Genomic DNA, 26,536 nt, shown 5'->3' with positions numbered 1-26,536 from the left:
CCGCGCGGTCCCGATTCGGGAGTCAGTCCTGCTCCTCAGCGCCGGGAACCACAGCCACCGGGCAGGACGCGTGGTGCAGCACCGATCGTGCCACCGAGCCCAGCATGAGCCCGCCGAAACCGCCGCTGCCGCGACGTCCCACCACCAGGTCCGCACTGCGGGCGAGTTCGAGCAGGCCGGTGACCGGATGCTCTTCCACGTCGACTCGACGCGCCGTCACCTCCGGGAACCACGCGCCCCAGCGCTTCAGCCGTTCGGTGAGGTCCCGACCGTCCGTGTCGTGTGCCTCCCGCCGCTTCCGGTGGGCTGCTCGCATCACCAGCAGTTCCGCGGTGCGTTCTCGCGCGGAAGCGAACCCGAACTCCAGCGCCGCATCGCTCGCGGCGGAGTCGTCCACTCCCACCACGACCTTCTCGCGGGGTTCGTCCTGCTCGCCTCGAACCACCACCAGTGGGCAACGCGTCCGCCTCGCCACCCCGACGCTGACCGAGCCGAGCAGCGCGTCGGCCACCGGCCCGTGGCCGCGCGAACCCAGTACCAGCAGGTCGGCTCTCGTGGACCGCCGTGCCAACCCCTCTACCGGGTGCCCTTCGACCACCTCGCTGTTCACCCGCAGGTGGGGGAGCGCCTCGCGGCAGCGATGTTCGATCTCGGCAGTCGTCTCCCTCGCGTATTCCTCACGAGCCGGATCGTCGTTGACCAGCACGATCCCCAGACTCGCAGTTTCGCCGCGCCGACGGGCCTCCGCGACGGCCCAGTCCGCCGCGCGTCGAGCGGACTCCGAGCCGTCAGCCCCGACGAGGATCCGGTAGTGCGAGGCGGCCATGCCATACACCTCGTTCGCCGATCAGGAACGTGGACGCTCCTGTTCCAGGCTGCCTCGGAGGAGCGCGGATCGCATCACCGGTGGCGCGTGGTAGGAGCGAGCCTTCGGTCGGCGCGATGCGCTCAGCCTCGGTTGCGGGGTGCCGAGCGCTTCGTCGCGCGGTCCCCTCTGGGGTCGAGGAACGGGTCGTGTTCGCTCCGGTCGTATCCGGATCGTGCCCGCCCCACCCGACTCTCGCCCCGCCGCCGTCCCGGATGCCGTGTCGGCTCACTCTCCGTTGCCCCGGCCGAACGATTCGCTCGCCCGCCACGGAACCGACCGGCTCTCCCGATCCGAGTGCGCTGAAGCAGTGCGTGCCTCCGCGTGCCGGAGAGGAGCGGGCTCGTCGTGGAGTGGGCCGTTCGGCGGTTGCGTCCGCGACTCGTTCGGTGATTCGTGGGGAACGGGTTACCGGGATTTCATTCGAAAAGGCAATTGAACAGGTTCGGTGCCACGGAGTGTGTTCTTACACCACTCGATAGGCGGTACCTCCTCCGGAGGAGGATCACGTTAATCTCATGATGTTCACACGGAGGAGGTCGAAGCTGGCCGCTGCCGGAGGTCAGCCGCCGGACGGAACCCTAGCCACCGGGACGTGAAAAGCTTTTCCGTGTTGGTGTGTCCCGTAAACCGATAACGGGAAACGAAGGTGAAGGATGCTGACGATCAGCAAAGAGTTTCGTTTTTCCGCGAGTCATGTGCTCGGCAATCTTCCCGAAGGGCATCAGTGCGGTCGGATGCACGGCCACAACTATCTCGTCGTGATTGAGCTCAGTGCCGCTCCCGAGGATCTGGACTCCGCCGGTTTCGTTCGTGATTTCGGTGAATTGTCGGTGGTTAAAAAGTGGTTGGACGATAATTTCGACCACCGGCACCTCAACGATGTCATGGGTGGTATGAACCCCACTGCCGAGAACATATCGAAGTGGATATACGAGAACTGGAAGGAAGAGATTCCGGAGCTGTCGGCCGTCTGCGTCTCGGAGACTCCCAGCACCTGGGCCAGGTACCACCCGTCCCCGAGCCCCGCCTGATCGCGGCAGCGGTGGTGGGGTGAACCGATTACGCGAGGAGCGTCGTATATGAGCGAGACCGTGTGCGATCCCGTGAGCGGCTCGGGAGGGGCCGGTCACCCGGACCGCTCGGGGCTGGTGGTGAACGAGATATTCGGCCCCACTGTGCAGGGCGAAGGCCCCAGCGCGGGCAGGATCTGCGCCTTCGTGAGGCTGGGCGGGTGCAATCTGTCCTGCCGCTGGTGCGACACGCCGTACACCTGGGACTGGACCGGAATCGCTTCTCCGGTCCCCCACGATCCGGCCGAGGAACTCCACCTGCTCGCTGTGGAGGAGGTGGCGGACAGGATCCGCGCGACCGGGGTGGACCGCGTGATCGTCTCCGGAGGGGAGCCGCTGAACCAGCAGCACAGGCTCGTTCCGCTGCTGGAGCTCCTGTCGAGCGAGGCGGTGACCGTCGAGGTGGAGACCAACGGCACGCACGAACCGGTCGCTCCGTTGGCCCGGCTGGTCGACCGCTTCGTCGTCTCCCCGAAGCTCTCCCACTCCGGTGACAGCGAACGACGCCGCATATCGGCCGCCGCGCTCCGTTCGTTCCGCGAGCTGGGGAAATCGGACTTCAAGTTCGTCGTCACCTCGCCGGAGGACCTGAGCGAGGTGGACGGGATCGTGGCGGCGAACTCGCTGCGGCCGGTGTGGATAATGCCCGAGGGGCGCGATGTCGACACTCTCGTTCGGAACCTTTCCGCCGTCGCGGACGAGGTGGTTCGGCGAAGGTGGAATCTGACCGGTCGGCTGCACATCCTTGCCTGGAACGACGCCCGAGGAGTGTGACACATGACTTCCTTTTCGCCGCCCAGGAGTGGCAGCGATTCCTTCGACGACGACTTCGAAAGCGGTGAGGAAGTGGGGGTCGATTCCGATCCGCTGGAGCAGATCGCCAGATCGTTGTTGGTGGAGATAGGTGAGGACCCGGATCGGGACGGGCTGCGTGAGACACCCGCGCGCTACGCGCGATGGTGGCGCGAGTTCATCGACTACGATCCGGGAAAGATCGAAACCTCTTTCCACTCGGTGAGCAGCGACCAGTTGATCGAGGTGAGCGGAATCAGGGTCTGGTCCCTGTGCGAACACCACCTCCTGCCGTTCTGGTGCGATGTCTCCATCGCCTATGTGGCCCGCAACAAGATTCTCGGACTGTCCAAGTTCGCCCGAATCGCTCACAAGCACGCCCACCGGTTGCAGGTGCAGGAACGCCTCACCGCGGGGATAGCCGATTCCGTGCAGGAGTTCACCGGTTCACCCGACGTGGCGGTCCGCGCGCGCGGTGAGCACCTGTGCATGACCATGCGCGGGGTGCGCACCTCGGCCGACATGTCCACGTCGGTGCTGCGCGGAGATTTCGAGCGGAACGCGGAACTGCGTACCCGGCTGAGTTCGTGACTTCCCGGCACAGCACCGGAACGGAACGCGTTTGGAGGTTTCGTGTCTTTTCGTAAACCGAGAGTTCGGAGCGGACTGTCCTTCGACGACGTGCTGCTGGTTCCTCAGCGGACACGCGCGCACAGCCGCCGCGATGTGGAGCTGTCGACCCGGCTGACCACTGACATCACGCTGGGGACGCCGCTGGTCTCGGCCAACACGCCGTGGTGCACGGGGGCCGAGATGGCGGTCGGCATGGCTCGTGCCGGTGGATGCGGTTTCGTGCACCGGATGCAGCCCGTCGAGGAACAGGCGCGACAGGTCGCCGAGGTCAAGAGCACCCCGGCCGAGGAGACGAGTTTTCCGGGCGCCAGTCGGGACGAGTGGGGGAGGCTGCGTGTCGGTGCCGCCGTCGGTGTCAGGGACGAGTTCCTGGAGCGCGCGAGGCAGCTGGTCGATGCCGGGGTCGACGTGCTCGTCATCGACATAGCCCACGGCCACTCGACGCAGACCCTGGCAGCGCTGGAGAAACTGCGGGAGAACCACCCGGACGTGGGGCTGATGGCGGGTAACGTCGCCACCGCGGATGGCACCCGTGACCTCGTCGAGGCGGGCGCGCAGGCGGTCAAGGTGGGGATCGGTCCGGGCGGTATCTGTACGACTCGGCAGGTGGCCGGCGCCGGCGTGCCGCAGATCACCGCGATCATGGACTGCGCCGAGGCCGCGGCCGAGTTCGACGTACCGGTCGTCGCCGACGGCGGTGTCCGCTCCTCCGGCGACATGGTCAAGGCGCTCGCGGCCGGGGCCTCCAGCGTCATGCTCGGCTCCATGCTGGCGGGGGTCGACGAGAGCGCGGCGTTGCTCGTGGAGCAGGACGGCGCGAAGTACAAGGTGACCACGGGGTTCGTCACGCTGGGCGTGCCACTGACCCTGAAGCGCCAGCGCGGTGAGCGCATCACCCGACGGGAACTCGAGGAGTACGTTCCCGAGGGGGTGGAGGCGAGCTTCGACTACCTCGGCGGGCTCGACACGGTACTCACCCAGTACACCGGAGGCATCCGTTCCGGTGTGAGCTACTCGGGAGCACTGGACATCGCCGAGCTGCACGACAAGGCCGAGTTCACCAGGGTCACCCCCGCCGGGCTGGGGGAGAACCGACCGCACGCCGTGGAACGGACCCGTCAGGTGCATCCGGACTACCGAGCGGACTTCCTGGCCGAGGCGTCCTCGTCCTAGGGCGGACACACCGGCCACAGAGGACGACGGCCGGAACCTTTCGAACACCCGCGCAGTAGGAACCGGTCGAAGCCGCGGGGAGGCCGAGCGGAACCCGCGCCTCTCACGGCGTGGGGCGCGGGCGGTTCGCGCCGCCCCGGCGTCGAGCTGGCCCCGGCGCGTTCGAACTGCTCCCAGCACCCGGTTCCCAGCACGGGGCCGACCTCCGGAAGGGATGGATCGATGTCAGTGGAAGAGACCGAGTCGCCGGACCTGTGGCGGCGGTCGGTGCTGTACCTGTTGAGCTGGCCCGACTTCGACCAGGCGGTTCGGGGAATCGCCGAGCGAATGACGCGGAACGGCTTCGGGTTCGACTGCGTGCTGGGGATCTCGCGAGGTGGACTCGTGCCCGCCGTTTCGCTGTCGAACGTCCTCGGGGTGCCCGAGTTCGGCATCGTGTCGGTGCGGCGCAACCTCGGGACCGGTCGCTACTCCGAGAAGGGCCGCCCCGAGGTGCGGTGGATGTCCGATCCGCGTGAGATGCGCGATAAGCGCGTGCTGGTGGTCGACGACGTGGCCGGTGCGGGCGATACTTTGGACGCGGTGCGTGCCGAACTGGACACCGTCGGTCCAACGTTCGTGTGTACCGTTGTGCTGGTCCGCATGCTGCGAGGAGGGAGCACGCCGGACATGGCCGCGGTGGAGTTGGACGACTGGGTGGTGTTCCCCTGGGAGGACCGACGAATCCCAGCCGATGCGGTCACGCGTGACGTACCGATGCCGACGGGATCCGGAGTTCGAGAGTGAGCGGAAGGCGTTACGAACGCGTACTCGTCGCCTGTTTGGCAGTGGTGCCGGGCCCGGCCGGGACGGTGACGTTCGTGCGGCAGCGCAACGGGCCGTTCGCGGGCAACTGGCTGCTGCCGGGCGGTGGCGTGGAGGTCGGTGAGCAGACGCGGGACGCCGCCGTGCGCGAGGTGCGCGAGGAGACCGGGTGTCGAATGCGGGACCCCCTGTGCTTCGCCGTCTACGACATCATCGGGTCCTGGCCGGACGGCAGTCCCTTCCAGATCAACATGACCTGCTACCTGGAACGGGGAACCCACACGCTCGAAGCGGGCTTTCGGGGGCACAACGTCGACGGACTCCGCCAGGCGGTTCCGGAGGAGATGCCGTTGCACTCGACGGACTACCGCATACTCAGCGACGCCGGTGTCATGGCGGTTCCCGAGCAGGAGATAGCGGACCGCCTGCACGAGGACAAACTGCGAATGAGCACTGTCGTCGGACGTGCGGTTGGGAGTCCCCGATGAGTGCCGAAGCGCCTTCGTTACGGCTGCCCGGTTTCTACCGGGCCACCGAGGTGAGCGTGCACGACACCCCGCTGTCGCCGATCGTGGAGCTGACCAGGTGGACGGCCGAGGAGGAGAGACGGCTGGGAAGACGTCCCACCGTGCTCTTCTCCGAGGTCGTGGGGCATCCGGGTGCGGCGGTGCTGGTCAATCCGTGCCCGAAGCCGGTCCTGCTCGAGGCGATGGGACTGGACGGCGCCCACTGGGCCGAACAGCTGGAGCGCCGACTGCGCGCCCCCGGCCCGGGAGTCCTCACCCGACAGCGGGACTGGAAGACGTTGTCCGGCCTGGACGCTCTGCCGGTCCCCCAGCACCGCCCCGGCGACGCCGGTCGCTACATCACGGCGGGGGTCGGCATCACGAGATCACCGGAAGGGGAGGTCAACCTCGGGGTCTACCGCGTGCAGATCGTCGACTCGCACCGGGCCAGGATCTTCTTCGATCCCCGCACCGACGCGCACCGGAACTGGTCCCGCCACCTCGAGGCCGGTGAGTCGATGGACGTGACGGTGTTCATCGGCGCCAGCCCCGTCCACCTGCTGGCCGGCGCCTCGCGGCTGACCTCGGGGGGAAGCGACTTCGAGGTCGCCGCCCGGCTGGCCGGTGAACAGCTCGTGCTCGACGACCGGTTCGGTGTGCCGGTCGACGCGCAGTACGTGTTGACCGGAAAAGTGGGAGGCACGCTCGAGACCGAGGGTCCGTTCGCGGAGTTCAAGGGCTACTACGTTCCCGCGCGGGAGAGTCCCGTGCTGGAGGTGACGGAGGTGGCCTCGGCGGAGAGCCCCTACTACCCGACCATCGTCACCGGGGCGGAGTCGGGGCTGACCCTCATGTCCCTGCAGAACGAGTACCTCATGTACGCGCATCTGGTGGAGCGGGGATTCCCGGTGGAGTCGGTGGTTTATCCGCACGCCGCCCGGGCCGAGTTCCTGGCCGTGGTCGTCAGCCCGGAACCGTCCGAAGAGCTGCTCCGCGCGGCCATGGACTTCGACGTGCGTTCGAAGATGGTGGTCTGCGCCCCGGAGTCCGAGGACTTCTGGCAGATGGTGGCGGTTTACGGTTTCTCGGTCGAGAAACACACCTACTACCGCAAGGGTGTCGAGTACGGTGATCGGGTCGGGTTCGTCTTCGACAGGAAACCCGATGGCTGGCCGGTCGAATTCTGAGTCGAGCGAGAGCGGTTTCACATGCATCCAGTGATTGTCGGTATCACGGGGGCCTCGGGAGTCGTTTACGGCGTCCGCGCTCTCGACGCGTTGAACGAGCTCGGTGTGGAAACGCATCTGGTGCTCACACGGCACGCCCGCGCCACCCTCAGCCAGGAGACCGAGCTGAGTCCCGCCCAGGTCAAGGAAAAGGCCTCGGTCGTGCACGGTGAACACGATCTCGGCGCCTCGATCGCCAGTGGTTCGTTCCCCACCCGGGGAATGCTGGTGATGCCCTGCAGTATCAGAACGCTGTCGGGAATCGCGAACAGTTTCGACGACAACCTGCTGATACGCGCGGCCGACGTGCAGCTCAAGGAGCGGCGTCCACTGGTCCTGACCGTCCGCGAGACTCCGCTGCACGCGGGGCACCTGCGGCTGATGAGCGAAGTCACCAGCGCGGGAGGTGTCGTCATGCCTCCGGTACCGGCCTTCTACCAGCGTCCGCACACCCTGGAGGACGTGGTCGACCACACCGTGGCGCGTTGCCTGGACCTGATCGGTCTGCGGCCGCCCAACGCCGTGCGCTGGACCGGTGAGCGTTCGGAGTTCTCCACCGATCCCTCCCTGGAGTTCTCCGCTTCGTGACCGGCTACACCAGCGCGAGTCGTACGCAGGTGGCCTTCCGGCACCGCAGGGTCAGTGTCGCCGCGCTCATGCCGTGGCGCAGCGCGGTGCCGGGCTCACCACCCCGGAGCAGGTGCGCGAGGAACGTCGCCGCCAGCGCGTCACCCGCTCCGGTGTCGTCCCGGCACGGCCCGTCGCCCGCGGGGAGCCGTAACGAGGAGTGGTCCGGCCCGATCAGCAGCGCTCCTGACGATCCGCAGGTGACCACCACGGTGCGGGCGAAGTGGGCTCGCAGCAGCCGAGCGTGCCGTTCGGCCGTGGCCACATCGTCGTGCGCCCGCCCCAGCAGTCGCGCGGCCTCGCGATGATTCAGCACGAGCACGTCGTACGTGGACAACGATTCGGCGAGCACGTCCGGATCATCGAGCCTGCTCGGCAGGCCGCACAGGACGGCTCCACCCCGGCGCGACCCGTTCCGCAGCCATTCGACGAGACGCGGGTCGAGTCCGGTCTCGACCACCACGCCGTCGGCCGCCGAAACGAGGCGCTCGACTTCCCCGCACCGCAGGGCGAGGCTTTCCGCCCGGTCGGGAAGCCGCACCGTCGTGGCCGTGAGGTTGCGGTCCGCGTCCAGGAAGAGCTCGACGACTCCGAGACCGTCGGGGACGCGGTGAGCCGTGACCGACACCCCGGCCCCGCGCAGTCCGAGTTCGAGTTCCCGGGACCGCTCGTCGTCCCCGGACACCGCGACGAAGGAAACGCGCGCTCCCAGGCGGGCCAGGTTGATCGCCACGTTGCGCCCGATCCCTCCGGGGCGTTGTTCGACGTGCCACACGGTGCCGTCCTCTCCGCCGGTGGCGTACTCGCCGGCCTCGAAGAACTTGCGGTCCACCACCATGGAACCGACAACGACGACACGGGGATTTCGACGGTTCTGAACATCCGCTGTGATCGTCACCGTTTTTCCTTTCCGGAGTTCGTCGCCGGAACCATACCCGGAGAATGTCCGGTTGTGATCGGCCGAACGCACGAGAACCGCCCGTCACGTGTCGAAAGGTGACTCCGCAATGCGTGAAGATTCCGAGGTGAGTGATGACCTCCGAAAGGACGCGGCTGACTCGGTGGGGATCAGGGCCTATTGGCCGAAGTTCTCGGCGATCTACGCCTCGGGCGTGCTCGCGGCCGCCAGCATCGGAAAGATCGGTCCGGTATCGGGTGAGCTGCGGGGAGAGCTCGGACTGTCGATCAGCCAGGTGGGGCTGATCTCGTCGTCCGTGACGGCCACCGCCGCCGTGCTGGGGCTCCTGGTCGGTTTCGTGACCCGTTCGGCGGGCAAGAAATCGTTGTTGTTGAGCGGACTGGTCGTGATGGCGGCTTCGGGGGCGTTGCTCGCCCGGTTGGACGGGTTCACGGCGTTGCTCGCCACGAGGCTGCTGGAAAGCCTCGGTTATGTGGTCGTCGTGGTCACCGCTCCGGTGCTGGTGATGTCGCTCGGGAACGGTGCCCGCCGCACGGCGGCGTTGGCCGTGTGGGGGACCTTCCTCCCGGTGGGACTGGCGCTGGGCTCCTTCGCCGGGGGAACGGTCTCGGCGGTCCTGGGGTGGCGCGCTTGGCTCGCGATCGCCGCCGGGGCAGTGGCGGTGCTGGCCGTTCTGGTGGCCGCGACGGTGCCGCGGGGCACGATCGGGGAGGGCCGGAGCGATGATGCGGACGCCGAGCGGGCTCGTAGCGCGCCGCTGGAGTTCGCGCGGCCGCTGGCGTTGGCGTCGGGATTCGCCACCGCGAGTGCCGTGATCGTCTCCCTGGTGACGCTCTTCCCGACCTATCTCGCGGAGTCCTTCGGCGTACCCACGGCTCAGGCGGGAACTCTGACCGGGCTGATCTCCCTGATCGGAGTGATCGGTGGTTTCGTCACCAGTGGGTTGCTGCGCAGGGGGACGCGGATCGCGCGTGTGTTCGTGGTCGGCGTGCTCATGCCGGTCGGGGCGCTCGTGGCCTTCGCCGGTTTCGGAGGAGTGGTCCTCTCGGTGGGCGGGGCGGTGCTGGTCGCCCTGGCCAACGAGGCGGTCGTGGCCGCCGTCTTCGCGGCCGTGCCGATGGTGGTGTCGAGCGCGCGGCGGATCGGAACCGCCAACGGGCTGGTAGCCCAGCTCGGGAGCCTGGGCTCGTTGGCGGGCCCGCCGTTGATGGGGCTGGTCGTCACCGTCGCCGGTGGCTGGTGGGTGATCGGTCCGGTGACGCTGGTGGTGTGCCTGGTCGGTGTGGCACTGCTCCGGGGTTCGGTGAGGTACGGGCACTGAGCACGCGAAATGTGAGTACGAGTGGTACCGCCCGAGGAGCCTCGTCGCGTTCCGACACGGAACGGAGGTCCCGGGACGGAATCGGTGGAGCGCCGCGGATACTTCGGTGCCGCCGGGTGATCGGCGGTACTTTCGAGGAATGGACACGTCGCGAACCCGTTGTCGGGTGGCTGGTACTGCCGAGGCGGAGGAGGTCGCGGAACTGCTCGATCGGTTCCAGCGGGAGTTCGACGAGCCCACACCGGGCGCGGGCAGGCTGGTCGAGCGGGTTCGTACGCACGTCGCGACCGAGCTCAGCGTTTTCGTGCTGGCAGGCCCCGAGCACGTGGGGGTGGCACAGCTTCGGTTCCGCGACCACCTGTTCACCGCCAGGCCGGTGTGCCTGCTCGAGGAGTTCTACGTGGTACCCGAACAGCGGGGGCGGGGCCACGGCAGCGAGGTGCTGGACGCCGCGATGCGCGTCGCCCGGCAGCGAGGTGCGGCCACGATGGAACTGGGCACGGCGTTCAGCGACAGCGCGGCGCGGGCGGTGTACGAGAAGTTCGGCTTCACCAACCTCGAACGCGAAGGACGCCCCGAGACACGGATGCTGTACTACGAGCGTGAACTGTGAGCACGACCAGTCGGAGCGACATCCGTGGGATCAGCCCGTGCCGTGTCCCGTGGGGACCGACCGCGGTCTCGTCGTCCGGCACCGCGTCACGGATGACGGCTGCCCTCCCCGGCGAGCACGGCACGGTACCCCTCGCGATAGGTGGGGTAGGTGAATCGAAAGCCCGTGCCCCGCAACCGGTCGCCACGGCACCACTTGCCGGGGCCTCTGTCCGGGGCGGAATCGTCCACGGCAGGCTGTGGTGCCCCGAGCTCATCGGCCAGGAAGCGCAGCAGTTGAGCCCGGTCGACCGGTTCGTGGTCCACTCCCACGTAGAGCGGGGCCGGGTCCGGTACCGCAGTCGTGAGGTGGACGATGGCCGAGGCGGCGTCGTCGCGGTGGATGCGGTTCGTGTTATGGGGCACGGCGTCCGCTCGTGCGGTTCCGTCACGCACCTGGTCGATCAGAGCGGTGCGGCCGGGACCGTATATGCCGGCCAGCCGCAGCACGGTCGCCTCCGGTGAACGCTCGCGCAGCCTGTGCTCGGCTTCCAACAGCACTTCGCCCGTCTCCGAGGTGGGCTCGGTGGGGGTGTTCTCGTCCACCTCGCCGTCGATGTCGCCGTAGACCGCCGTGGAGGAGACGAACAGCACCCGTGGCTCGATCCCGGCCGCTTCGACCGCGTCGAGCACGTTGGTCGTACCGTCGACATAGATGGAGCGGTAGCCCGCGGCGTTCCGCCGGTCGGCGGTGAGCACGATGACCACGACGTCGGTGTCGTCGGGAACCCGGGGGCGCTGCCGGGTGAGATCCACGGCCTGACCGGTGATCCGCGCGGGAAGCGGGCTCGGGTCGCGTCGCAGGCCGAGGACCCGGTTCCCGGCGGCCGCGAAACGCAGCCCCGTCTCCGTGCCGAGGTCGCCACACCCGGCGAGCAGCACCTTCATCGTTTCGTCACTCTCGTTCTCGTCGCTCGTTTCTGGGTTCGTACATCTCCGCACCGCAGGCGCCCGGGGCGTGAGCCGGGGAGCGCGGACTCCGACGGTTCGCGTCCCCGGCGTCGTCCTCGGTGTGCCGACGGGAGGATCCCGTGGTGCGTGAGCGGCGGCTCACTTCCGGTGACCGGCGCTCGCCGGTCTGACCGCCTCACTGATCATACGCTCGGCGGCTTCGCGGAGCTCGGTCTCGCTGCGCTGGGACCCACTCGACCGGAGCGGTCAACACCTGTTCTGCGCCCCGGTCGGGGGCGGCCGTTTCGTGCTCCTGGGCGTGGAACCGCGGGGGACAACGGGGTGTGAATTTATTTCGTAAATTGGTGTTGCTTGTTTCTTTGTGGTTTTGATCGGAGGGATCGTAGCTCGTTCGTGTGTTTCGAGCGGTGGGAGATTGTCGTCCGGGATCTCGGTGTATAGACTTCTTGATCAGCGAGTGCGATACAAGTTTTCGCGATGTTGGTTGATCCCGTCTCGGCTGGGCCTGAGTGGTTGGTCGAATGGCTTCGGGTGAAACAGCTCGATTCGAGGGGAGGTGTGGCCGTATGTGGCGTGGTTTATAGCATCCGGGTTCACGGGAAGACTCGTTTTCCTCGTTGTGAACACCACACACCGTTGAACGATGAGTTGTGAAGCTCGTGCGTTCGGTGCCCACCGGCCGGTACTGCTTGGGATCGGAAGCGAATTCCGTTACCGCTGGGGCAGGGTGACCGAAAACTGATTCGCGCTGAGAAAGTGGACGGACTCAGTCGTCGCGCTCGTTTCGGTCACGCTTGTGTGCTCGTCGTCCGAGTAAGGGTACCCGTGGCTTTTCCGGGAGGGAAAGAGTCACCAGGAACCACTGGTGACTCCATCGCGGAGCCGGGATGCATCCGTTCGTTCCCGGTTCGGTCGGTGACGATTCGTTCGTCGCGGTGTGTGGTGTTCCCTCGGTGTGTGAAACACACGCCGAGCTGTGCGAACAGTGATTTCGCGCGGTTCTCGGAGCCCCGACGGGCGTGTGTGACGAAGTTCGACAGACAGGTGTGTCGAGTCGCCCCGGATTCCAGGTCGGTTCCGACGATTACCGCGATGGTGGGCGACACCGTCCACTTCCGAAAACCGTGCGATAGTGCCGGGAAGATTATCCGGTCCTCTCCTTCGTGCCGCTCTGCTCGACGGAGCATCGTTGGCCTTCGCGCGCGTCGGCGGGGTGGTTCGTCCCGGTGGCACGTGGTCGCCGTGGGAGCACCGGGGCGGCGCGACGTAACAGCATCCCGATTCGGCCGTTGGGAGAACGCGTCGGGGACGTGTGCTTTTCGTATTCTCGGCCTCTGGTCGGCCGCCGCTGAGCCGCGCGGGACGTCCTGCGGGGCTTGCGGCTGTGACCAGCACAGAACCGATATTTCAGTGATGCTAACAAGTAGTGAAGAAAGCTTCACTTGTGCTACCGTGATTCTGTCCGCATCGTTGACGGTGACAGCGAACGGTGACCAACGGAACCGTTATCAGGTCCGGTGGTCGTACTGGAAACACCGGGAGACGACGATGCCAGAGCAGACTGTTCAGGACGGGACGGCCACATCCGAGCTCCGGCCGCACGCGGTCGAGGAGATCGACGAGCAGCCCCCCACCACCGAGATCGATACCGCGCCGACTCGGCGTTCGTGGTTCGCCGAGATCGGACGCTGGCGTGCCGACGCGCTCAAATGACATCGCCGAGAACTCGGGGCCGGATCGATCGATGAGGTGTGACTGATGGGGTTTTCCGCGCGGCTGGGGGTTCCCGGTGCGTTTTGGTTGCTGTGGTGGGGACAGGTTGTCAACCGGCTCGGCATGTTGGTCCCGGCCTTCGTGGTGCTGTACGTGCGCCAGGAGGGAGTCGTTTCGCCGTCGCTGATCCCGGTGATGGTCGGACTGTTCGGCGCCGGAGTGCTGGTTTCCAGTGTGGTCGGCGGTGTGCTGGCCGACGTGCTGGGCAACCGAAGGGTGATCCTCGGTGCGCAACCGGTGGCGATACTGACCGCCTCGGGGTTCGTGCTGGCTCAGCGGGGATGGGTGGTGTGCGGGCTCGCCCTGCTCGCCGGCTTCGTGTCGATGGTGGACCGTCCCGCTTCGGCGGGGGCGATCGCACGGCTGGTACCCGCCGACCGGTTCGCGCGGGCCTACGGGATGCACATGGTCGGCTTCAACGTCGGCATGTCGGTGGGGCCGGTGCTGGCGGGGTTCGTCCTGGCGCTGTGGCCGCCGCTGCTGTTCGGGGTCTGGGCGAGTTGCGCGCTGATCTACGCGGCTTTGGTGTGGTGGCTTCCTCAGGACGAACCCGTAGCGGACGGGGGAGCCTCGTCACGGGGACGCGACGCGTTGGTCGGACTCACCGAGCCGTTCCGCAAGCCCGGGCTGGTGTCGTTCCTGGTGCTGACGTTCCTGCTGGGGTGTGTCTATCTGCAGATGAACTCCGCACTGCCCGTGGACATGCGCGCCAGCGGTCTGGATCCCACCCGTATCGGGATGATCCTGGCCGTCAACGCGGTGCTGGCGATCGTTCTGGTGGGACTCGTGCCGCGTGTGGTCGGACGGTGGCGTGACCACATGCCCCTGGTGCTGGCCGCGGTGCTGATGGCCGTGGGATTCGGCCTCAACGGGCCCGCCTCGGGCATGGGGATGTTCGTGACCGCCACCGTGATCTGGACCCTGGGCGAGGTGGTCTGGGCTCCGATGTCGGCGGCCTACATCGCGGGCCGGGCGCCGGAAGGGCGAGTCGCGACGTATCAGGGGTCGTACTTCTTGGCCTGGAACGCCGCGTTCGTGTTGGGTGGACCCATGGGGCTGGCACTGGGCCAGGCCTACGGCTTCACCACGCTGTGGTCGGTCGTCCTCGTGGTGGGGCTGGTCACCGCCGCCGGATTCCTCGTCCTTCCGCTGTTGTCCCGCTCCGCTTCGGAAAGCCCGCGCGACGAGGAATCCCGCGACGAGGAATTCTCGGCAGCGGAGCCCCAACACGTCGGAACCTCCTGAACTCGCGGCGGCGGGGACGCGTGAGGAATGCTCGCGGCCCCCGCGACGTTCCCGCTGCCGCGAACCACGAACCGATCAGGAAGGGGGTCGGAATGCTCTCCGACCAAGTGATCCCCACGCGTGTGCTCGGTGAGCGGGGGCCGGAAGTCAGCGCCGTGGGATACGGAGCGATGGGACTGTCCGGAGTGTACGGTCAGGTGGAGGACGCCGAGTCGGAGCGGCTGCTGCGCGCCCTGCTCGATCTCGGGATCAACTTCATCGACACCGCCGACGTCTACGGCGACGGCCACAACGAGCGGTTGCTAGCGCGTGTCCTCGCCGACCGTCGTGACGAGATCGTGCTGGCCACCAAGTTCGGCGCGGGACACGAGACCGGGGCGGGCAGGCCGGACTACGTGCGCACGGCCATCGACGAGAGCCTGCGGCGGTTGGGGACCGACCACGTCGATCTCTACTACCTGCACCGCGTCGATCCCGACACCCCGATCGAGGAAACGGTCGGCACGCTCGGAGAGCTGGTCCGGGAGGGCAAGGTGGGTCACATCGGCCTTTCCGAGGTCAGTTCGGACACACTGCGCCGGGCGCATGCCACCCATCGGATCGCCGCCGTCCAGCAGGAGTACTCGCTGTTCAGCCGCGAGCCCGAGAGCGGACTGCTGCCGACCCTGCGGGAGCTCGACGTCGGGTTGGTCGCCTACTCACCACTGGGACGCGGAATGCTCGGTGGCTCCTTCCGGGAGAGCTCCGAGGTGGAAAACCTCGACCAGCGGCGGCGACGCTACCCCCGGTTCGCGGCGGAGAACCTGGAGCGGAACCTGGAGCTCGTCCGACTGCTGCACCGCCGGGCCGAGGAACTCGGACGAACTCCCGCCGAGCTCGCGCTGGGATGGCTGCTCGCACAGGGCGAGGACATCGTCCCCATTCCGGGGAGCAGGAGTCTCGACAAGGTAGCCACCAACGTCCGGGCCGCCGAGCAGCCGTTGGAAAGGGCCGTTGTCGCGGAGCTGGGGGAGCTGTTTCCCCGCGGGGTGGCGGCCGGTGAACGCTATGCCCCGGAGTTCTCCGCGCGCCTGGAGCTGTAGGGAAATCGGCGGCGCCCGTTCGGCCGGCCCCCTCCCGGAAGCGGTTCGCCCGGGCCCCGAGTGGTCGAGGACGTGGCACCGCGGTGCCCATGTCCCGGCACTCGTAGGTCAGCGGACCCGTTCGGCGGTTGGTCGCGGCATCACACGAGTACCGCGTAGACGCCACCGCCGACCAGCGTACCCGCGATCGTCCCCACGGTGACCTGGGCACTCGTGTGGTCGTTGACGGCGACCCGCGACCAGCCGATCGCGGCGACCAGTGGCGCCGCCGCCCACCAGCCCGCTCCGTAGGTCACGGCCAGGATCACGACGGAACCGGCCGCCACAGCGGTGTGCATGGAGATCTTCCACCACACGGTGACCACCCCGGTCACCAGCAGCGTCAGCACCATCGTGATGTCGAGCGCGATGAGCATCCAGGGACTGCCGAGCGCGACCAGCAGTCCGAGCCCCAACACGCTGGAGCCCAGCAGCACGAGGAAGGGGACCAACCTTCCGGCGCGGTCCCGGACGTGGTGACCGTCCCAGCGGCCGGTTCGGGCTCCCCACACGATGACACCCATCGGCAGGAGGCTGCTGGTCAGCGCGACGAGCAAGCCCCACGACAGTGTCGCGAGCAGCGTTTCGGTGGCCTGCCGGGCCACCATGAGCGGTAGGAGCAGAACCAGGACCCACGGTGCGAACACCTCGGTGAGCAGGTGAGCGCACGCCGTGCCGATCCTGGCCGTCCTGGACCTGGTTCGGGTCGGATTCAGCGGGGTCTGCGGGGTGGACGTGTTCACAGTGGGAAGAATACGGGCCACCCGCTTCAGCCAGGCGATCTCGGTGCTCGGGTCGGCGGGTTCGGTCGGCGTCGGTGCGCGCGGCACCCACACCACCGGGGACTCGCCGGACCGCCACCTGTGGAGGGCCCGCACGATGCCGACGGCCTCGGTCGCCGCCGGATCGTGGGAACGACCGGGGATTTCCTGGGGCAGTTCCCCGGCGGGCGGACGGTACGGGGCCAGGAACAACAACGCGTCGCGAATGTCGACGACGCGGCGGGTCAGCCGCCACTCGATCGTTCCCGGTCGGTGGCCATCGGTGCTCGACGAGTTCGCGGCCCCGTCCAACACGGGGTGCAGGGTGGTCCACAGCGGCGCGAGCGCGTGGTAGGTGTGGTGCTGCCGGAGCCGGTGGGCCGACCGGGCCAGGACCGGTCCCCACCCGGGCATGGTGGCCCCGATCGCGACCAGGGCCACGCACGTGGCCGAGAAGATCGTCGACAGGTTCGCCTCGATCCCCGTCGAACGGCCGTCGCGCGCGAACACGACGATCGAGCTGGCGCTCTTGCTCAACGCCCATCCCAGGGCGCTCGCACAACCGAGCTGGACCACGGTCAGCCCGGCGCGCAGCCACGGGCGATCACTGAGCCGGACATATCGGCGGATGAGCCGGATGAAGTTGAGCTGGCTCCACCCGACATAGCCGCAGAAGACGAGGACGTAGCCCAGAACCTGGGGCACATCGGAGTAGGTGGCTACGAAGTCGGGATCGAAGGGGACAGGATCGAGGGTCAGCAGCGCGCTCATGGTGCAGATGCCGAGGATCAGCACAACGGCCTGGCGGCGGAGGGCGGGCAGGGCGCGTTCGGTGGGCAGTACCAGGTGGAACAACAGCCCCTGTACACACCAGGCGGCCCCCATCGCGAGACTGTTGGCCAACAGCCGTGTCGTGTTGGGCACGGGTTCCAGTGGGGCCGCCAGTGCGAGCGTGGCCGGGGCCGACAGCGCGGCTGACAGGCCCACCCCGGCGAGTGCCCCGCACAGGTGGAGCACACCGGGGGTGCGCACCCCGTGCGTGGTCCGGAACCGGTACGCGGCAGCCAGCAGCCCGGCCACCCCGACGCCGTACATCACGAAACTGGAGAACATGTTTCCGTCAAAGTCGGTCGAACGCCGCAGTCAACCGGCTCAGCGTAGCGGCCGTTCCCTCGTCCGGTGATGCCCGTGCCCGCCCGCGGCGACGGCGCTTCCGTGGTTGCCGCGTGATCCGTGCGAGGAGCAACGTGGCCACGGTCTCGGCCTCGTGTTCCTCCACGGCGGCGTCCACCCGGTGCAGCAGGTGCGCGAACGCCGCCGGAGCCAGGTCCGGGGCCCGGTGCTGGGCCTCCTGAACGGACAGTACGCACCGGCCGCGGTGTTCGGATATCAAGTGGCCGATCTCGTGCAGGATGATGTAGTCCTGGTGCAGCGTGCTGGTGTTGTCCGGATAGGCGATGACGTCGTGGTCCTCGTTGCGCTGCCAGGCGCCGGTACTGTCACCGACGCTCCAGGACACCGCGCACAGGTCGATCTCACGCCCGCGGTGCTCCTCCAGCCGGTCGAGGAATTCGTCGACGTTCCACGGCTCCGGCAGAGTGACCGCGCCCAGCAGATGATCGACTCGACGGACGCAGCGGGTGCGCAGCTCGTTCCAAGCCACTGACTCCTCCGTGGAACTCGTTCTCCGTTTCCACACCCTGCTCGTCCCTCGTCCTCTCGGTACAGCGGAAGTGGATGCCAACCGCGGGCACCGGACATCGTCCCGGAGGGCGGTCCGCCTCCGCTGCTCGGTGTTCACGGTCACCGGTGGAATCGGTGGTGATGGGCACCGGACCCTCTTCTCCCCACCTCGCGGAGTTGGTCGCGGTGCCATCGGCTCGACGATCACCCCCTCACCGGGAAAGCCGAACAGTGGACACTCCTTCCCGAGGCCGTCCCGGCTTTTTCGGTGAGTACCCGGGAGTACACCCGGTCCGAGGGGCTTCCGGACCCGGATGTCCGCACCGGCGCGATTCGATGGCGGGTGGATCACGGCACCGCGCGGCGTATCGTCACGTATCCGGCACCGGCGAACACCGCTGCCAGCGCGAAGGGGTAGGCGAACAGCAGCGCCAGGCTCGGCTGTTCGACGAAGAAGCGCGCCACCGAAGCCCACTGCTGCTGCCAGGTCACCAGGAAGGCGAACGCCACGGCCAGCAGCCCGGCACCGATCACGATGGTGTAGATGCCGGGTTGGCCCCAGCGTTTGAACACGATGCCGATCCAGACACCGATGAACGACATGAGCAGGAGGGGCGCTGTGTAGACCAGGAGTTGCAGCAGTGGGTTGTGCTGTACCAGGAACGGCAGCCCGAAGAAGCGCAGGCCCATTCCCCAGCCGCCGGTGCCCGATTCGACCAGCCGCAGCAGGGTCAGCAGAATCCCGTAGGCCAGTGACTGGCCCAGCACCACCAGGGTGGTGGCGCCGAAGAAGGTGCGTCGGGTGACGTTGAGGCCGGCGGCGAACGGGAAGATCTGGGTCATGGTCTGCAGGTGCACCGACAGCAGGACGAAGTAGAACGAGACGACCGCCCCGTTGACCGGTTCGCTCGCCCGTGCCGAGTCGTTGATCACGGCGAATATCGCCAGGTTCGCGAGCAGGACCAGCCCCAGCACCAGCAGTGGCAGGCCCAACACGACGGGCAGGTTGACCAGCTGGATGCGGCTGACGTTCAGCAGGCGCCTCATGAGCGCGTCCCCCTCTCGTGCGCGGCGCCGACGAATCCTCGCTCACCGGTCGCCTGTTGGGTGGTTCGTACGACGAGCTGCTGCAGTGAGACCGGTTCCACGTGCAGGTCCTCGGGACTCCGCTCGGGGATCGCTCCGCTCAGGGTCACCCGGAGGAAGCCACCGAGCTGTTCCCGGTGCAGTTCGGTGTGGTCCGCCGCGAACTCCGCCACGGACCGCGCCGGTCCGGTCACCGTCACGGCGCTGGCCCGCAGCTCGTCCGAGTCGCCGTCGAGCAGCACTCGTCCTTTGTCCACGAGCGTGACGTGTTCGAGCAGGTCGCTGATCTCGTCGATGAGGTGCGTGGACAGCACGATGGTGCGCGGGTGTTCGGCGTAGTCGGCGAGTAGGAGCTCGTAGAACCGGTGTCGTGCCACCGCGTCCAGGCCCAGGTACGGCTCGTCGAAGAAGGTCAGCTTCGCCCGTGAGGCGAGCCCGATGATGACGCCCACCGCCGACATCTGTCCCCGGGAGAGCTTCTTGATGCGGCGTTTGGGCGGTAGCGCGAACTCCTCGACCAGCTCGGCGGCGAACTCCGCGTCCCAGTTCTCGTACAACAAGCTCGCCGCGGTCAGCGCGTGGTGCACCGCGAACATGTCCGGGTACTTCTGCGACTCCTTGATGAAGCAGACGTCGCGTAGCACCCTGTCGTTCTCGTAGGGGTGTTCGCCGAAGACCTCGACCTTTCCCGAGGTCTCGAAGTTCTGCCCGGTGAGGATCTGCATGATCGTCGTCTTGCCCGCACCGTTGCGGCCCAGCAGTCCGTGGATCCGGTTCTCGGTGAAGCCCAGCGACACGTCGTCGAGCACGACGGTCTCGCCGTGCCGCTTGGTCACCCCGCTCAATCCGGCCACCGTCATGTCTCGTCCCTCCAGGCGTCGATCATCTTCTTCAGGTCCTCGGCGTCCATCCCCAGCTTCTGCGCCTCGCCGAGCAGCGGCGCGATGAACTTCCGCCCGAAGTCCTGCCTGCGGCGTTCCAGCAACTGCTCGCGTGCCCCGCTGGCCACGAACATCCCGATCCCCCTTCGCTTGTAGAGCACCCCGTCGGTCACCAACTGGTTGATTCCGTTCGCCGCGGTCGCGGGGTTGATCCGGTGGAACGCGGCCAGTTCGTTGGTGGAGGGGACCCGTGTCTCCTCCGGAAGCGAGCCGTCGATGATCGAGCCCTCGATCTGCTCGGCGATCTGGAGGAACAGCGGGCGACCGTCGTCCATCACGTCCACCACCGGCACGCGAACCAGTTAGTTGGTTCATTAGTCATGTAGGTAACCATGTCACTAGGTTACCCTGGTGTCAATCCACGGAGCCGGGGGTGACTGCCCGGGGGAAGCGCGTTCGCGCACCGGGGACGGTAATTACCGGCGGTGGGCTTCGGGGGTCTTCGGGCTCCGGTCCAGCCCGGTCCGAGCGGCGCGGTGTCGGCACCGGGAACCGGAGCTCCGGTAACGGGACTCGCGACCAGAGGAGGCCCCCATGTCACACGCTCGGACACATCTGAAGCCGCACCAGCTGTTCAACGAGCGCCGGTTCGACGAGATGGACGCCTAAGCCGGGGACCAGTACGCCTACATAGACCATGCGCGGGGGATCACCATGCACTCGCTCGACGAGTTCAAGGAGTGGACGGGGGAGTGGACCACCGCCTTCTCCGACGCCCGCGTGCTCGGTGAGTCGTTCGTCGAAGGGGAGAGAACGTCTCCGTGGCCTACTTCCACGGACGTGGCGACAACAACGGCCCGATGGGGGCACTGTCCCCGACCGGGCGCCGGATGGACGTGCCCTTCCGCGAGAACCCGCGCTACGACACACGAGGCAGGGTCATCGGATGCGAGATGTACTACGACCAACTCGGCATCCTCACACAGCTGGGAGACCCGGAGAGTTCGAAACTGACAGGGGCTTCCTGAACGGCGCCGGTGGGCAGCGGCGCTCCCGGCCGGGCCAGTTCCAGCCCGGCCGGAAGCGGGTGGGGCCACGCACTCGTTCGGGCGTGTCGTAACGGTGGCGTCCGCCCGACCGGGCACGGAGTCGGGATGAACCCGTAGTCACGGCGGGAGCGGTCGGCGCCGTCGCGGTACTTCCTCGCTCTTGCCGCGGGGCGTCCGGTGACGGAAGTGGCGTCTTCTCCCGTCGGGACCGCGGCCGTGGTCGTGGCGCGGCGTTCAGTTCACCGCTTCCCCCTGCCGCGCCCGCAGCCGGGAGTCGTGCGTGGGCGCCTCGGGCACGTGCGAGGGCTTGCGGGCGTCGAACTCCTCGCGCAGCACCGGCAGCACCTCCTCGCCGAGCATGTCCATCTGCTCCAGCACGGTTTTGAGTGGCAGCCCCGCGTGGTCGATGAGGAACAGCTGGCGCTGGTAGTCGCCGACGTACTCACGGAAGGAAAGCGTGCGGTCGATGACCTGTTGGGGGCTGCCGACCGTCAGCGGGGTCTGGGACATGAACTCCTCGAGCGAGGGGCCGCCGCCGTAGACCGGGGCGTCGTCGAAGTAGGGCCGGAACTCGGCCACCGCGTCCTGGGAGTTGGGGCGCATGAACACCTGGCCTCCCAGGCCGACGATCGCCTGGTCCGCCGCGCCGTGTCCGTAGTGCTCGAAGCGCTGCCGGTACAGCTCGACCATCCGTTTGGTGTGCTCGGGAGGCCAGAAGATGTGATTGTGGAAGAAACCGTCGCCGTAGTAGGCGGCCTGCTCCGCGATCTCCGGGCTCCGGATGGAACCGTGCCAGACGAACGGCGGCAGGCCGTCCAGGGGACGCGGTGTGGCAGTGAAGCCCCGCAGCGGGGTGCGGAACTCGCCCTGCCAGTCCACGACGTCCTCGCGCCAGAGCCGGTGCAGCAGGTGGTAGTTCTCGATCGCCAGCGGTATCCCCTGGCGGATGTCCTGCCCGAACCAGGGATACACCGGAGCCTGGTTGCCTCGGCCGAGCATGAGGTCCACCCGGCCGTCCGCCAGGTGCTGCAGCATGGCGAAATCCTCGGCGATCTTGACCGGATCGTTCGTGGTGATCAGCGTCGTCGAGGTCGACAGGACCAGCCGCTCGGTGTGGGCGGCGACGTGGCCCAGCATGGTGGTCGGGGATGAGGGCACGAACGGCGGGTTGTGGTGCTCGCCGGTGGCGAACACGTCCAGCCCGATCTCCTCGGCCTTGCGGGCGATGGTCACCATCGCCTTGATCCGCTCGTGCTCGGTGGGGGTTCGGTTGGTGGTCGGGTCCGGCGTGACGTCGCCGACGGTGAAGACTCCGAACTGCATGGCCCGACCTCCCGGGGCGGTGGAACAACGGCTTCGGCGACGACAACACGAGCGCGGCACCGCCTTGTTCCGGTATGTCGCGTTCGTTACACCGGGCCATTCAGGCCGAGGTGACCCGCACGGTCTCCGAGCCGACGCTGACGCGGTCACCCGGTGACAGCTGCCGTCCCCGCCGGGTCTCCGGCAGCTCGTTGACCATGACCTCGCCGTCCTGGATCAGGCTCTTCGCCTCCCCACCGTTCTCGACCAGGCCCGCCAGCTTCAGCAGTTGTCCGAGACGGATGGTGCCCTCGTCGATCTCCACGTCCTCCATGGGCCCGATTGTCCCCGAGCTCTGCCGTGCTCGACGAACCGCTCGCCACCAGCGACGCCCCGCTGCCGTCGGTTTCCGGAGTTCCTCTCGTACTTCGACCGCGCGGTGGTGAGTGAGCCGCTCCGACCGACTCGTGAGTAGGATCGTGCCGGTGGTACACGGCCTGGAGTGCCGACGAAAGGGGCCGCGGTGTTCGTGCGGGACGTGGAACGCAGTCGCGACCTCGACGTGGAGGAACTGGCTTCGAGCTACGCGTACCCCGAGTCGCTGACCCACCCGTGGACGAGAGTCAATTTCGTGACCAGTGTCGACGGGGCCTCCAGCATCGAGGGGCGCAGTGGCGGTCTGGGACACCCCGCCGACGGAGTGGTCTTCGAACTGGTGCGCGACCTCGCCGACGTGGTGCTCGTCGGTGCGGGCACGGCGGTGGCGGAGGGCTACGGCGGGGTCTCCCGCACCGCCGAGCGGGTAAGGCGCCGTCGTGCGCTGGGCCGCTCCGACGTGCCACCGCTCGCCGTGGTCACCCGGGGAGCCCTGCCACCGGACGCCGGGGTGATCACCGACACCGAGGTTCCCACCCTGGTGGTCACGTGCGCCACCGCGGGGCGGGAACGTGTCCAGGCCTACCGGGCGGCGGGGGCCGAGGTGCTCATGGCCGGTGAGTGGGAGGTCGACCTCTCCGGGGCCGTGGCCGAGTTCGGTCGGCGCGGCTGGCGGCGGATCGTCTGCGAGGGCGGTCCCGGACTGTTCGGCAGGATGCTCGCCAACGGACTCGTCGACGAGGTGTGCCTGACCGTTTCCCCGTTGCTGGCCGGTTCCGGCGCCGGGCGGATCGTCAGCGACCTCGTGGAGGACGCGGACAGACGGCTCCGGCTGCGCTCGGTCGTGCGGGCCGCCGACGCCCTGTTGCTGCGCTACCACACCGCCCAGGCCGTCCGGCGCCTGGAGGAGCCCCGTTGATCACCCTGGTCGGGTGGTGCGGCGGCGGGAGAGAAGTGACACCGCTTCCGGAAGTGAGCACGGCAGCTGGGGCCGCCCCCACCGCTCGATGTGGCACATTGGTCGGGGTGATGGTTCCGACGAGGCGGATTGGTGGATATGCGGACGACCGTGCGCTTTCGGGGACGTGAGCTCGGCGTCCGGTGCCCACTGGTCATGGCGATCGTGAACCGCACACCGGACTCCTTCTACGACAGGGGGAGGACGTTCGAGTTCGACGCGGCACTGGCCGCGGTCGACGAGGCCGTCTCCGACGGCGCGGACATCGTCGACATCGGCGGTGTGAAGGCCGGTCCCGGAACCGTCGTGGACGTGGACGAGGAGGTCGAGCGCACCGCCCCCTTCGTGGCCGAGGTGCGGCGGCACTTCCCCGACCTGGTGATCAGCGTTGACACGTGGCGCCACGAGGTGGGCAGGGCGGTGTGTGCGCGGGGAGCGGACCTGCTCAACGACACCTGGGCCGGAGCCGATCCGAAGCTGGTCGAGGTGGCCGCCGAGTTCCGGGCGGGGTACGTGTGCTCCCACACCGGCGGGGCCGTCCCGCGCACCCGCCCGCACCGCGTGCGCTACGAGAACGTGGTGCGCTCCGTGATCCGGGAGACCACGCGACAGGCCGAGCGGGCGGCCGAGCTCGGGGTTCCCGAGGACGGCATCCTCATCGATCCGACCCACGACTTCGGCAAGAACACCCGGCACAGTCTGGCCCTGCTGCGGCACACCGACGAGCTGGTCGCCACCGGATGGCCGGTGCTGATGGCGCTGTCGAACAAGGACTTCGTGGGTGAGACGCTGGGCACGGAACTGTCCGAACGCGTGACGGGCACACTGGCCGCCACCGCGCTGGCGGCCAGGGACGGTGCGGCCGTGTTCCGGGCCCACGAAGTACGCCAGACGCGCCAGGTGCTGGACATGGTCGCGGGCATCACCGGGGACCGGGAACCGGCTTCGACCATGCGTGGACTGGTGTGATCCCTCCGAGCCGATCGACGGCGACGTCCGGAGGTCGTTGCGAGGACCCGAGCTGCTGGGAGACGTATGACGCCCGAGGCTGAACGGTGGTTCGCCGCCCGTAGCTGGCAGGAACCGTCGTGGTCGGTCGAGCGACTGGCACCGCTCAAGGGGCGGACCCGCGTCAGTGTCGTGTTGCCCGCGTTGAACGAGCAGGACACGATCGCCCCCATCGTCACCGCCCTCGCGCCGCTGGCCGAGCCGGAGGGCGATCGGCCACCCCTGGTCGACGAGATCGTGGTGCTCGACTCCGGTTCCACCGACAACACCCGTGAACGCGCCTCGTGGGCGGGAGCCAGCGTGGTGAGCCGCGAGGACGTGCTCACCGAGTTCGAACCACGGGCGGGTAAGGGCGAGGTGCTGTGGCGCTCGTTGGCCGCCGTCTCCGGTGACGTCCTGGTGTTCCTGGACTCCGACCTGGTCGACTTCGACGCCGGTTTCGTCCCGGCCCTGCTGGGGCCGCTGCTCACCCGACCGGAGCCGGTGCTGGTCAAAGGGTTCTATCGGCGTCCACTGCGCCTGCCGAGGGAGGGCCTGCAGCAGGCAGAGGGAGGGGGGCGAGTCACCGAACTGCTCGCGCGTCCCGTGCTGTCGTCGGTGCGGCCGGACCTGGCCGGCGTGATCCAGCCGCTGGGGGGAGAGTACGCCGCCAGGCGGGAGTTCCTGGAGGCGGTGCCCTTCGCGCCCGGTTACGGGGTGGAGACGGGACTGCTGATCGACGCCTACGACCGGTACGGGCTCGACGGGCTGGCTCAGGTCAACCTCGGCGTGCGCAAGCACCGCAATCGGGGGCTGTTGCAGCTGGGGGTCATGTCCCGACAGATCCTGGCCGCCGCCTTGTCCCGCACCGAGGGGCACCCTCATCCGGCCGAGGTCCCCGGCGGTTCGGGCACCGAGGTTTCCTACACCCAGTTCGTGCAGCTCGAGTCGGAATGGGTGCCCCACGAGCAGGCGATCCCGACCGCGGAGCGCCCACCGCTGCGAAACCTTCGGGAGAGCCAGACGCGAGGAGCGGGCAGCCGGACGCCACCGGACGCGAGTGATGTGAGGCGAACATGCTGGTAGCAGCCGGAATCTTTCCCCACCCGCCGGTGCTGGTCCCCGAAGTCGCCGGGCGTCGTTCGGCAGACCTCGACGGGATGCGGACCAACTGCGAGCGGGCGGTTACCCGGTTGTTCGACGCCGGACCCGACCTGCTGGTCGTGCTCGGCGGGGACGAGCGCACTGCCTGCCACGGCTCGGACGTGCGGGGTACCCTGCTTCCCCACGGGGTGGACATGACCTTCGGCGACGGGGGTGTCCGGCTGCCGTTGTCGTTGACGATCGGGCGCTGGCTGCTCGGTTCCCGCACCGAGCTGGTGAGCACCGAGTTCCGTTCGGTGGGGTGGGGAACCGCTCCGGCGGACTGCCTCGAACTGGGGGAGCGGCTCGCCGGGCTCGCGCCTCGCGTGGCGCTGATGGTGCTGGGGGACGGTTCGGCGTGCCGCACGGAGCGTTCCCCCGGGTTCCTCGACCCCGACGCGGTGCCCCTCGACGACCACGTCGCCGAGGCGCTGCGGGGCGGGGACACCGCCGCGCTCGCCGCGTTGGACCCGAAGGCCGCCGAGCGGCTGTTGGTGGCGGGGCGCCCCACCTGGCAGGTTCTCGCCGGAGCTGCCGAGGGACGGTCCCCGGAGGGCGAACTGCTCGACTACCAGGCGCCTTACGGGGTGGGCTATTTCGTGGCGTCGTGGCGCTTCGATGCTCCCGCCGACCGGTGAGCACGGCGGCGCGGTATCGGCCGGAACCACTC

The 26,536-nt window shown here is 68.1% G+C and carries 28 protein-coding genes; 18 read left to right on the top strand and 10 right to left on the bottom strand.

The annotated features are described in order from the left end of the window. Positions 1 to 22 precede the first annotated feature (22 nt). On the bottom strand, positions 23 to 826 hold the full coding sequence (locus BLQ75_RS06550; RefSeq protein ID WP_092599300.1) for a universal stress protein: 804 nt from the start codon (positions 824 to 826) through the stop codon (positions 23 to 25). A gap of 695 nt (positions 827 to 1,521) precedes the next feature. On the opposite strand from BLQ75_RS06550, the gene BLQ75_RS06545 reads away from it, so the two are divergent. From BLQ75_RS06545 to BLQ75_RS06510, 8 genes are all read left to right on the top strand, one after another. Beyond that, positions 1,522 to 1,899, top strand: a complete 378-nt coding sequence (locus tag BLQ75_RS06545) for a 6-pyruvoyl trahydropterin synthase family protein (RefSeq protein ID WP_092599297.1) — start codon at positions 1,522 to 1,524, stop codon at positions 1,897 to 1,899. 48 nt (positions 1,900 to 1,947) lie between these two features. Continuing rightward, complete coding sequence (locus tag BLQ75_RS06540; protein ID WP_092599294.1) at positions 1,948 to 2,712, top strand: 7-carboxy-7-deazaguanine synthase QueE; 765 nt, start codon at positions 1,948 to 1,950, stop codon at positions 2,710 to 2,712. A 3-nt stretch (positions 2,713 to 2,715) separates the two neighbouring features. Then, positions 2,716 to 3,321, top strand: a complete 606-nt coding sequence (folE, locus tag BLQ75_RS06535) for a GTP cyclohydrolase I (protein WP_092599291.1) — start codon at positions 2,716 to 2,718, stop codon at positions 3,319 to 3,321. Positions 3,322 to 3,363: 42 nt separating this feature from the next. Next, positions 3,364 to 4,536 (top strand): IMP dehydrogenase, encoded by a 1,173-nt coding sequence (guaB, locus tag BLQ75_RS06530; RefSeq protein ID WP_092599288.1) that lies wholly within the window; start codon positions 3,364 to 3,366, stop codon positions 4,534 to 4,536. Between the two features lie 222 nt (positions 4,537 to 4,758). Beyond that, on the top strand, positions 4,759 to 5,322 hold the full coding sequence (locus tag BLQ75_RS06525; protein ID WP_092599285.1) for a phosphoribosyltransferase: 564 nt from the start codon (positions 4,759 to 4,761) through the stop codon (positions 5,320 to 5,322). Then, entirely contained in the window at positions 5,319 to 5,828 is a 510-nt protein-coding gene (locus BLQ75_RS06520; protein ID WP_092599282.1) for an NUDIX domain-containing protein, read from the top strand. Before BLQ75_RS06525 ends, BLQ75_RS06520 begins: the two co-directional genes overlap by 4 nt. Next, entirely contained in the window at positions 5,825 to 7,033 is a 1,209-nt protein-coding gene (locus BLQ75_RS06515; RefSeq protein WP_092599279.1) for a UbiD family decarboxylase, read from the top strand. Before BLQ75_RS06520 ends, BLQ75_RS06515 begins: the two co-directional genes overlap by 4 nt. Before the next feature lie 21 nt (positions 7,034 to 7,054). Further along, the gene (locus BLQ75_RS06510; protein WP_092599276.1) at positions 7,055 to 7,660 is read left to right on the top strand and encodes a UbiX family flavin prenyltransferase; all 606 of its coding nucleotides are present in this window, start codon (positions 7,055 to 7,057) and stop codon (positions 7,658 to 7,660) included. A gap of 4 nt (positions 7,661 to 7,664) precedes the next feature. Here the strand turns inward: BLQ75_RS06510 and BLQ75_RS06505 are convergent, their stop codons facing one another. Then, entirely contained in the window at positions 7,665 to 8,597 is a 933-nt protein-coding gene (locus tag BLQ75_RS06505) for a PfkB family carbohydrate kinase (RefSeq protein ID WP_139182929.1), read from the bottom strand. 109 nt (positions 8,598 to 8,706) lie between these two features. Between BLQ75_RS06505 and BLQ75_RS06500 the strand changes: the two genes are divergently transcribed. Both BLQ75_RS06500 and BLQ75_RS06495 read left to right on the top strand, forming a co-directional pair. Beyond that, a complete protein-coding gene (locus BLQ75_RS06500; protein WP_092599270.1) occupies positions 8,707 to 9,939 on the top strand; it encodes an MFS transporter in 1,233 nt (410 codons plus the stop codon). Positions 9,940 to 10,078: 139 nt separating this feature from the next. After that, the gene (locus BLQ75_RS06495; RefSeq protein ID WP_092599267.1) at positions 10,079 to 10,552 is read left to right on the top strand and encodes a GNAT family N-acetyltransferase; all 474 of its coding nucleotides are present in this window, start codon (positions 10,079 to 10,081) and stop codon (positions 10,550 to 10,552) included. Between the two features lie 86 nt (positions 10,553 to 10,638). Here BLQ75_RS06495 and BLQ75_RS06490 read toward each other — a convergent pair whose 3' ends face one another. Continuing rightward, entirely contained in the window at positions 10,639 to 11,478 is an 840-nt protein-coding gene (locus BLQ75_RS06490; protein ID WP_092599264.1) for an NAD-dependent epimerase/dehydratase family protein, read from the bottom strand. Between the two features lie 1,572 nt (positions 11,479 to 13,050). Between BLQ75_RS06490 and BLQ75_RS23365 the strand changes: the two genes are divergently transcribed. The 3 genes from BLQ75_RS23365 to BLQ75_RS06480 all read left to right on the top strand — a co-directional run bounded on the left by BLQ75_RS23365 (position 13,051) and on the right by BLQ75_RS06480 (position 15,602). Then, on the top strand, positions 13,051 to 13,215 hold the full coding sequence (locus tag BLQ75_RS23365) for a hypothetical protein (protein WP_170837358.1): 165 nt from the start codon (positions 13,051 to 13,053) through the stop codon (positions 13,213 to 13,215). 45 nt (positions 13,216 to 13,260) lie between these two features. Then, entirely contained in the window at positions 13,261 to 14,520 is a 1,260-nt protein-coding gene (locus BLQ75_RS06485; RefSeq protein ID WP_092599261.1) for an MFS transporter, read from the top strand. Between the two features lie 92 nt (positions 14,521 to 14,612). After that, positions 14,613 to 15,602, top strand: a complete 990-nt coding sequence (locus tag BLQ75_RS06480) for an aldo/keto reductase (RefSeq protein ID WP_092599258.1) — start codon at positions 14,613 to 14,615, stop codon at positions 15,600 to 15,602. A gap of 140 nt (positions 15,603 to 15,742) precedes the next feature. On the opposite strand, the gene BLQ75_RS24155 is transcribed toward BLQ75_RS06480, so the two are convergent. From BLQ75_RS24155 to BLQ75_RS06455, 5 genes are all read right to left on the bottom strand, one after another. Beyond that, a complete protein-coding gene (locus BLQ75_RS24155) occupies positions 15,743 to 17,515 on the bottom strand; it encodes an MAB_1171c family putative transporter (protein WP_244515283.1) in 1,773 nt (590 codons plus the stop codon). A 7-nt stretch (positions 17,516 to 17,522) separates the two neighbouring features. Then, positions 17,523 to 18,065, bottom strand: coding sequence for a hypothetical protein (locus BLQ75_RS06470; protein ID WP_092599255.1), 543 nt, complete (start codon positions 18,063 to 18,065; stop codon positions 17,523 to 17,525). 368 nt (positions 18,066 to 18,433) lie between these two features. Next, positions 18,434 to 19,132 carry a hypothetical protein gene (locus BLQ75_RS06465; RefSeq protein WP_092599252.1) on the bottom strand — a complete coding sequence of 233 codons (699 nt, stop codon included), beginning with the start codon at positions 19,130 to 19,132 and terminating at the stop codon, positions 18,434 to 18,436. Then, positions 19,129 to 20,031, bottom strand: coding sequence for an ATP-binding cassette domain-containing protein (locus BLQ75_RS06460; protein ID WP_092599249.1), 903 nt, complete (start codon positions 20,029 to 20,031; stop codon positions 19,129 to 19,131). Before BLQ75_RS06460 ends, BLQ75_RS06465 begins: the two co-directional genes overlap by 4 nt. After that, complete coding sequence (locus tag BLQ75_RS06455) at positions 20,028 to 20,387, bottom strand: GntR family transcriptional regulator (protein ID WP_092599704.1); 360 nt, start codon at positions 20,385 to 20,387, stop codon at positions 20,028 to 20,030. The genes BLQ75_RS06460 and BLQ75_RS06455 overlap by 4 nt, the downstream gene beginning before the upstream one ends. Before the next feature lie 486 nt (positions 20,388 to 20,873). Here BLQ75_RS06455 and BLQ75_RS06450 point away from each other — a divergent pair, with 486 nt between their 5' ends. After that, positions 20,874 to 21,080, top strand: a complete 207-nt coding sequence (locus BLQ75_RS06450; RefSeq protein WP_092599245.1) for a nuclear transport factor 2 family protein — start codon at positions 20,874 to 20,876, stop codon at positions 21,078 to 21,080. A gap of 255 nt (positions 21,081 to 21,335) precedes the next feature. Here the strand turns inward: BLQ75_RS06450 and BLQ75_RS06445 are convergent, their stop codons facing one another. Further along, positions 21,336 to 22,424 (bottom strand): LLM class flavin-dependent oxidoreductase, encoded by a 1,089-nt coding sequence (locus tag BLQ75_RS06445; protein ID WP_092599242.1) that lies wholly within the window; start codon positions 22,422 to 22,424, stop codon positions 21,336 to 21,338. 100 nt (positions 22,425 to 22,524) lie between these two features. Then, positions 22,525 to 22,737 (bottom strand): RNA-binding S4 domain-containing protein, encoded by a 213-nt coding sequence (locus tag BLQ75_RS06440; protein WP_092599239.1) that lies wholly within the window; start codon positions 22,735 to 22,737, stop codon positions 22,525 to 22,527. Positions 22,738 to 22,905: 168 nt separating this feature from the next. On the opposite strand from BLQ75_RS06440, the gene BLQ75_RS06435 reads away from it, so the two are divergent. The 4 genes from BLQ75_RS06435 to BLQ75_RS06420 all read left to right on the top strand — a co-directional run bounded on the left by BLQ75_RS06435 (position 22,906) and on the right by BLQ75_RS06420 (position 26,504). Continuing rightward, positions 22,906 to 23,697 carry a pyrimidine reductase family protein gene (locus BLQ75_RS06435; RefSeq protein WP_244515282.1) on the top strand — a complete coding sequence of 264 codons (792 nt, stop codon included), beginning with the start codon at positions 22,906 to 22,908 and terminating at the stop codon, positions 23,695 to 23,697. 138 nt (positions 23,698 to 23,835) lie between these two features. Then, positions 23,836 to 24,705, top strand: coding sequence for a dihydropteroate synthase (gene folP, locus BLQ75_RS06430; RefSeq protein ID WP_092599233.1), 870 nt, complete (start codon positions 23,836 to 23,838; stop codon positions 24,703 to 24,705). Positions 24,706 to 24,771: 66 nt separating this feature from the next. Continuing rightward, positions 24,772 to 25,809, top strand: a complete 1,038-nt coding sequence (locus BLQ75_RS06425) for a glucosyl-3-phosphoglycerate synthase (protein ID WP_092599230.1) — start codon at positions 24,772 to 24,774, stop codon at positions 25,807 to 25,809. After that, entirely contained in the window at positions 25,800 to 26,504 is a 705-nt protein-coding gene (locus BLQ75_RS06420; protein WP_092599227.1) for a class III extradiol dioxygenase subunit B-like domain-containing protein, read from the top strand. Before BLQ75_RS06425 ends, BLQ75_RS06420 begins: the two co-directional genes overlap by 10 nt. Positions 26,505 to 26,536: the final 32 nt, after the last annotated feature.

Origin of the sequence: Actinopolyspora xinjiangensis, from assembly GCF_900104475.1 — a bacterium.
Lineage (GTDB): Bacteria > Actinomycetota > Actinomycetes > Mycobacteriales > Pseudonocardiaceae > Actinopolyspora > Actinopolyspora xinjiangensis.
Note: the sequence above shows the minus strand (reverse complement) of the source record. Positions and strands in the feature narration are given on the sequence as shown.